Genomic DNA, 7168 nt, shown 5'->3' with positions numbered 1-7168 from the left:
GAACATCGACCAGGCCATCACCGGGCACACCACGGCGCAGCGCCAGGCAGGCGTGCTGGGCGCACTGCAGTCGGCGATCAATACCCTGTTCAACGCCACCCTGCTCAAGGCGCCGCGGTCGACCCCGAGCCCATCGAGGCCGGCGAAGTGCCTGCCGCCGCCCCCACGAGCACACCGGGCCCGCAGATCCCTGACCTTGCGCCCTGGCTACCTTCGTCGCTGTTGCCGGCCGAGCCGGATGCCGTGCTTGCGCCGTTCGAAACCAATGTGCTGCTCGACGGCCACACACCCGGAGAAGGCCGCTTGCAGGGTATCTACAGCATGGACGACGGGTTCTACGTGATGATCGACGAGGCGCCGTATCAGGTACGTCATGTGGGCGAACTCGACAGCTGGGTCGTCGTCGACCCGCAGACCCCCTTCTCGTTCTACCGCCAGGTCCCCATACGTCTGGACGCAGAAGGCCGGTGGCGCCCGCTGGAGAATGGGCTGAGGGGCGGCGCGCCGCGTTTCGGCGTGCCCCCCCTGGCGGCGCGTACCGCCACTCGAACCGCTGCCCTCCACGCCCTACGAGGTAGCCGAGCACTGGCGCCCGGCACTGCTCAAGGGCGCCAATGGCGGCGAGCGCCAGCACCTGAGCGGCTACCTGTCGGATATTGCCGACCCCCTGCAAAATACCCCGTATGAAAAATTCAGAACCTACCGCGACCTGCTGGCCCGCGATGCGCAGGCCTTCTTCAGCGACCCGCCCTTGCCACCGCGTCCGGCCGTCGTCGCCCCGGCGCCCGGCACGAACCCCAAGGCATTGTTTCGCAGCCTGTACGAGCACAGCATGGGCGTGGTGATCGGCGAGGCTCATTCGGGCATCGGCAGCAAACGCCTGCTGATCGAGAACATGTCACAGTTGGCCAAGCAGCAGGTGCGGGTGCTGTACCTGGAACACCTGCTGACCGACTTTCACCAACTGGACCTGGACGCATTCAACCGCAGCGGAACCTTTACCGCGGCATTGAAAGCCTACGTACGCGAGCTGGACGAGGGCCACGGCACCGATCCGGACAAGCGCTACACCTTCCTTGAAGTGCTGCGCGCCGCACGCAAGTATCGGGTGCGCGTGCAGGCCATCGACTGCATGGCCAGCTATCGCCAGGCGTGGCTGCAGCCCCCGACCGCGCCGGTGCGCCAGCAAATGATGAATTTCTACGCCGACCGCATCATCCGCGCCGATCAGGCGGCCCGTGGCCCGGCCCGCTGGGTAGCGCTGGTGGGCAACAGCCACGCCAACCTTTTCCAGGGCGTGCCAGGGCTGGCGGAACTCGAAGGTGTGGTCGGGCTGCGGGTAGAGGACGTGCCCATCGGCCGGCCGGACGAGTGGGGGCTGGACCCCGGCAGAGCGGGCGTGATGAGTGGCTTCAGGGAGGTGCGCGTGCAGAGCGACCTGCGCCTGCTGGCCGCGGTGGCCAAGCCGGGCGCGCTGCCCGACCTGCCAACGTGCCTGCGCCATGTCGGCTCGTTCACCTTCAAGGATTTCGACGGCCAGCTGTACCTGGTGCACCGCAGCAACGACGGCTCACTGGTGTACAGCCTGATTCACCATGAAGGGGAGCAGGTATTCATCGAGCGGCCCGGCTGGCCATGGATTCATCAGCGTCGGCTGTGGAACCTGGCGGACCTGGTGGTTGCCTTGAGTGCGCACGGGTTGAAATACCACGTGCTGTAGTGCCGGCTGCGCGCGACAGAAAAGGTGCGAAGCCTCAGGTTCCACACCTTTTCTGTCACGCACCCGGCGCTGGCGCGACGGCCTAGTGCTTGAACATCACATGGCGGATGGTGGTGTAGTCTTCCAGGCCATACATTGACATGTCCTTGCCATAGCCCGAGAGCTTGGCGCCGCCATGGGGCATTTCGCTGACCAGCATGAAGTGCGTGTTGACCCAGGTGCAGCCGTACTGCAGGCGTGCAGCCAGGCGATGGGCACGCCCGACATCGCGGGTCCACACCGACGACGCCAGGCCGTAGTCGGAATCGTTGGCCCAACCCAGCGCCTGCGCTTCGTCATCGAACGCGGTGACCGACACCACCGGGCCGAAGATTTCGCGGCGCACCACTTCGTCGTCCTGGCGGGCGCCGGCGAGCACCGTCGGTTCAAAGAAGAAACCCGGCCCGGCAACGCGCCGGCCACCGGTCACGACCTCTATATGCGACTGCTCACGGGCGCGCTGCACGAAGCCTTCGACGCGCTCCAGATGCTCAAGCGTGATCAACGGCCCAAGCTCGGTCTCGGGATCATCCTGCAGGCCGTAGCGGATACTCGCCACCGCCGCGCCGAGCTTCTCCACAAACGCCTGATAGACGCCCTTCTGCACATAGATGCGGCAGGCGGCAGTGCAGTCCTGGCCGGCGTTGTAGAAACCGAAGGTGCGCACGCCTTCGACCACGGCGTCGATATCGGCGTCATCGAACACGATCACCGGGGCCTTGCCGCCCAGCTCCATGTGCAGGCGTTTCACGCTGTCGGCGGTGCCGGCAATGATCTGGCTGCCGGTGGCGACCGAGCCGGTCAGCGACACCATGCGCACCTTGGGGTGACTGGTCAGCGGCTTGCCGACGTTCGGGCCACGGCCGAAGACTACGTTGACCACGCCCGCGGGGAAGATCTGCGCCATCAGTTGCGCCAGTTTCAGCGTGCTCAACGGCGTCTGCTCAGATGGCTTGAGCACCACGGTGTTGCCAGCGGCCAGGGCCGGGCCGAGCTTCCAGGCAGCCATCATCAGCGGGTAGTTCCAGGGGGCGATGGAGGCCACCACGCCAACCGGGTCGCGGCGAATCATCGACGTATGGCCTTCCAGGTATTCACCCGCAGCACTGCCCTGCAGGCAGCGGCTGGCACCGGCGAAGAAGCGGAACACGTCGGCAACCCCCGGCAGCTCGTCATTCAACGCCGCCGTGTAGGGTTTGCCACAGTTGTCCGACTCCAGCCGTGCCAGCTCGCTGGCGTGGGCATCGATGGCGTCGGCCAGTTGCAGCAACAGCAGCGAGCGGTCCTTGGGCGTGGTCTGTGACCAGCCCTGGAAGGCGGCATCGGCAGCGCAGACGGCGGCATCGACCTGGGCCAGGCTGGCCTCGGCAATCTCCACCAGGGTGGCCCCCAGCGAGGGGTTGAGCACCGGCAGTTTTTCGCCGTCACCGGCGATGAGTTGACCATTGATCAGCAGGCAGGTTTGCATGGGTTCTCCCGTGCGGCGGGTTGGCCGCCAGCGTAAAAAAGTCGCACGCGTCCCCGCCTGCGCCATAGGCAGGTGTACAGGGGACGATGACAGCGGTGGAGTACGGGCGCCGGGCGCCGTGGGGTCAGAGCGCCGCTTCAGGCACGGCGGTGCTGAACAGGCGCGTACGGCAGGCCAGATACACCAGGCCCAGCACTATCCAGCAGCAACCGAGCAGCAGCGCATCGGCGTCCAGGCTGATCAGCATCCAGCCGGAGGTGAAGGCACCGGCCAGGGGGAACATCACCCCGCGTACCACGCCTGCCTTGTCGCTCACGGCGCGGTCGAAGGTCAATTTCAGCGCGCACAGGTTGACCGCCGTAAAGGCCAGGAACGCGCCGAAGTTGACCAGCGAGGTGGCGGTGGCGATGGTCAGGCCAAAGCCGACGAGGCCAAACGCACCGCACAGCACGATGTTGAGTACCGGGGTCTTGTAGCGCGGGTGCAGCACGCCGAACAGCTTTTGCGGCAGCTGGTTGTCACGCCCCAGGGCATACAACAGGCGCCCGACACTGGCCTGGAACGACAGGCCGGCAGCAAAGTGGGCAATGATGATGCCGGTCAGCACCACGCCGAAGAACAGGTCGCCGCCAATGGTCTTGGCGATTTCGAACGCTGCGCCGTCGATGTTCTCGAACAGCCCCGCCGGGTGCGCCAGGTACATGAAGTAGGACGAGCCGATGTACAGGCTGCCGCCGATCAACGCCACCAGCAGGATTGCCCTGGGGATGGTGCGCTCCGGCTCCACGGTTTCTTCGCTCAGCGTCGACAGTGCATCGAAGCCGAGGAACGAATAGGCCGCGATGGCGGCACCGGCCATAGTGGCCGAGAACGGCACGTCGGCATTGAAGAACGGCTTGACCGACAGCAGCCCGCCCGGGCCGTTGATCGCGGCCACGTAGTGCCAGCACAGGGCGATGAACACCGCGATGATCGTCAACTGGATCAGCATCAGGATGATGTTGAAGCGGTTGGCGACCTGGATGCCGAGGATGTTCAGCGCGTGGTCGAGACGATGAAGCCGGTGATCCAGCACCACTGTGGCACATCGGGGAACGCCAGGCTCAGGTAGCTTGCGCCCAGCAGCCAGATCAGCATCGGGATGAAGAAGTAGTCGAGCAATGCAGCCCAGCCGACCATGAAGCCGAGGCCGGGGTTGAACATCTTGCGGGTGTAGGTATAGGCCGAACCGGCCGTGGGGAACACCCGCACCAGCCGCCCGTAACTCAAGGCGGTGAAGATCACCCCGATGGACGCCACCACATAGGACAGCGCCACGGTGTTCTGGCTGGCCTGGGCAATCACGCCATAGGTGCCGAACACGATCAGGGGGGCGATAAAGGCCAGGCCGAACAGCAGCACGGAAACCGGGCCGAGGGTCCGGCGCAAGTGCGCAGGGGAAGTCGATGCACTCATGGGTAAGCCCTCAAGCGGCGTAATGGTAGGCGGCGCGGATCACCTCGAGGTAACTCTCGACGGTCATGGCCTTGGGGTTGCTCGCATCGGAAATATTGCTCTTGGACTTCTGCGCGATGGCCAGGAAGTCTTCCTCGCGCACCCCGTCTACCTCGGCGAAACGCGGGATACCCAGCTCGCGGTTCATGCGGAACAACTGCTCGACACCCGCGTCGGCAGCGGCGCTGGCCTCAAGGTTCGGGTCGATGCCCAGGGCATAGGCGACATCGGCGTGACGCCGCAGGTCGGCATCGCGGTTATGGCTGAACACGAACGGCAGGAAGATCGCATTGCCGACCCCGTGCGGGGTGTCGTACATGCCGCCGATGGCTTCGGAAATGCAGTGCACGCTGGCGATGTCGGCGTTGCCGAAGGCCATGCCGGCAATCAGGCTGGCGATCAGCATCTGTTCGCGGGCCTCGCGGTTGTCCGGCTCTTGCACGGCCGGCTTGAGGTGCTGCGCGATCAGGCGGATGGCGTGCAGGGCCAGGCCGTCGCTGATGGGGTTGGCCGGCTTGCCGGTGTAGGCCTCGATGGCGTGGGTCAGGGCGTCCATACCGGTAGCGGCAGCGATGTGCGCTGGCAGCGTGGCGGTGATGTCCGAGTCGAGCAGGGCCAGTACCGGGCCGATGCGGTAGTCGAGCAGGCTCATCTTGAACTGGCGACGGGTGTCGGTGATGACCGAAAAGAAGGTTACTTCACTACCCGTACCCGCCGTGGTCGGGATGGCCACGATCGGCAGCACCGGGCCCTTGAGGGTGAACGCGCCTTCATAGTCCTCGACCTTGCCCTCGTGGGTCAGCAGCACGCTGATGGCCTTGGCCGCGTCCATCGCGCTGCCGCCACCTACCGCCAGCACACCGTCGATGCCCGTACCGCGGTAGTGTTCGGCGGCGCGGTTGACGTCTTCGCTGCGCGGGTTGGGTTTGACGTCGGCGATCTCGTCATAGCGGATACCGGCCTGCTCCAGGCTGGCGTAGATGCTGTCGAGCAAACCGGCGTTCTTGACCCCGGGGTCGGTGACCAGCAGCACGTGGCGCAGGCCCAGCTCGGTCAGGTGCTCGCCGGTACGCTGGCGCAAGCCTGGCTCCATGACGATCTTGGTGGGTAACAGAAACTGGAAGTGCATCGGTAGGTTCCTCTCGCTCGGTGGCGCGCTGGCAATGTTGTAGTTATGGCAGACGAGTCAGGGGCACCGCGTGGGCGGCCAATACGGGTTCTTATTGTTGGGCGACGCGACAGTGGGCGCCCATGGGCCGGCATCTGAAAGGCTGCAAGGCGAGCACAGGCCGGTATGGGTCGAAACACTAAGACACGGGTAACGGATCGACAATTACTAAAAACTCAAGGGAGCATTCGATTAAATCGAATGCTCCCTTGCCAAGCCGCTGGCTAGAGGTGCTGACCGTGGCGCGCCATGATGTGTCGCACCACGCTGTAGTCCTGCAGCGAGTCGCTGGACAGGTCCTTGCCGTAGCCCGAGCGCTTGAGGCCACCATGGGGCATTTCGCTGACCAGCATGAAGTGGCTGTTGATCCAGGTGCAGCCGTACTGCAGGCGCGCCGCGACCTGCATGGCCTTGTCCAGGTTCTGCGTCCAGACCGACGACGCGAGGCCGTACTCGGAGTCGTTGGCCCAGTCCACGGCCTGGGCCAGCTCATCGAACCGGGTCACGGTGACCACCGGCCCGAACACTTCGCGCTGGACGATCTCGTCGCTCTGCCTGCAACCTGCCAGCAACGTCGGCGGGTAGTAGAAGCCGGGGCCGTCATGCACGCTGGCCCCGCTGACACACTCGACATACGGCTGGCTGAGGGCGCGCTCGACGAAACTGGAGACCCGGTCGCGCTGGCGGGTGCTGATCAGCGGGCCGATCTCGTTGTCGGCATCGTGCTGGCCGGCAAAACGAATGCTGCTGACCGCCGCACCGAGTTCGGCCACCAGCCGGTCGTAGATACCGGCCTGCGCGTAGACCCGGCAGGCCGAGGTGCAATCCTGGCCGGCGTTGTAATAGCCATACGCACGCACGCCGTCGACCACCGCCTGCAGGTCGGCGTCGTTGCACACGATCACCGGGGCCTTGCCGCCCAGTTCCAGGTGGGTGCGCTTGAGGGTCCTGGCCGCAGTCGAGAGTATCTTCTGCCCGGTGACGATATCGCCGGTCAGCGACACCATGCGCACCTTGGGGTGGCTGACCAGATGCGCGCCGACGTTCTCACCGCCGCCACAGATGATGTTGATCACCCCGCGCGGCAGCAACTGGGCCAAGGTCGGCGCCAGGGCCAGAATCGACAGCGGCGTGTGCTCGGAGGGCTTGAACACCAGGGTATTGCCGGCGGCCAGGGCGGGGGCGATTTTCCACGCGGCCATCATGATCGGGTAGTTCCACGGGGCAATCGAGGCCACCACCCCGATCGGGTCGCGGCGCACCATGCTGGTGTAACCGG

At 65.4% G+C, this 7168-nt stretch carries 5 protein-coding genes and 1 pseudogene; 2 read left to right on the top strand and 4 right to left on the bottom strand.

Features of this window, described 5'->3' with window-relative positions:
- Nucleotides 1–147: 147 nt before the first annotated feature.
- Both G3436_RS18180 and G3436_RS18175 read left to right on the top strand, forming a co-directional pair.
- Nucleotides 148–687, top strand: coding sequence for a hypothetical protein (locus G3436_RS18180; RefSeq protein ID WP_163947695.1), 540 nt, complete (start codon nucleotides 148–150; stop codon nucleotides 685–687).
- Between the two features lie 64 nt (nucleotides 688–751).
- Nucleotides 752–1720 carry a membrane-targeted effector domain-containing toxin gene (locus G3436_RS18175; RefSeq protein WP_163947692.1) on the top strand — a complete coding sequence of 323 codons (969 nt, stop codon included), beginning with the start codon at nucleotides 752–754 and terminating at the stop codon, nucleotides 1718–1720.
- 82 nt (nucleotides 1721–1802) lie between these two features.
- On the opposite strand, the gene G3436_RS18170 is transcribed toward G3436_RS18175, so the two are convergent.
- The 4 genes and pseudogenes from G3436_RS18170 to G3436_RS18155 all read right to left on the bottom strand — a co-directional run.
- Complete coding sequence (locus G3436_RS18170; RefSeq protein WP_163947689.1) at nucleotides 1803–3227, bottom strand: gamma-aminobutyraldehyde dehydrogenase; 1425 nt, start codon at nucleotides 3225–3227, stop codon at nucleotides 1803–1805.
- Between the two features lie 124 nt (nucleotides 3228–3351).
- Nucleotides 3352–4682 (bottom strand): annotated as a pseudogene (locus tag G3436_RS18165) (APC family permease).
- 10 nt (nucleotides 4683–4692) lie between these two features.
- Nucleotides 4693–5850, bottom strand: coding sequence for an iron-containing alcohol dehydrogenase (locus G3436_RS18160; RefSeq protein WP_163947686.1), 1158 nt, complete (start codon nucleotides 5848–5850; stop codon nucleotides 4693–4695).
- 263 nt (nucleotides 5851–6113) lie between these two features.
- The coding region (locus G3436_RS18155) for an aldehyde dehydrogenase family protein (RefSeq protein ID WP_163947684.1) at nucleotides 6114–7168 on the bottom strand (1055 nt) is incomplete at its 5' end.

Origin of the sequence: Pseudomonas brassicae (assembly GCF_010671725.1) — a bacterium.
Classification (GTDB): domain Bacteria; phylum Pseudomonadota; class Gammaproteobacteria; order Pseudomonadales; family Pseudomonadaceae; genus Aquipseudomonas; species Aquipseudomonas brassicae.
Note: the sequence above shows the minus strand (reverse complement) of the source record. Positions and strands in the feature narration are given on the sequence as shown.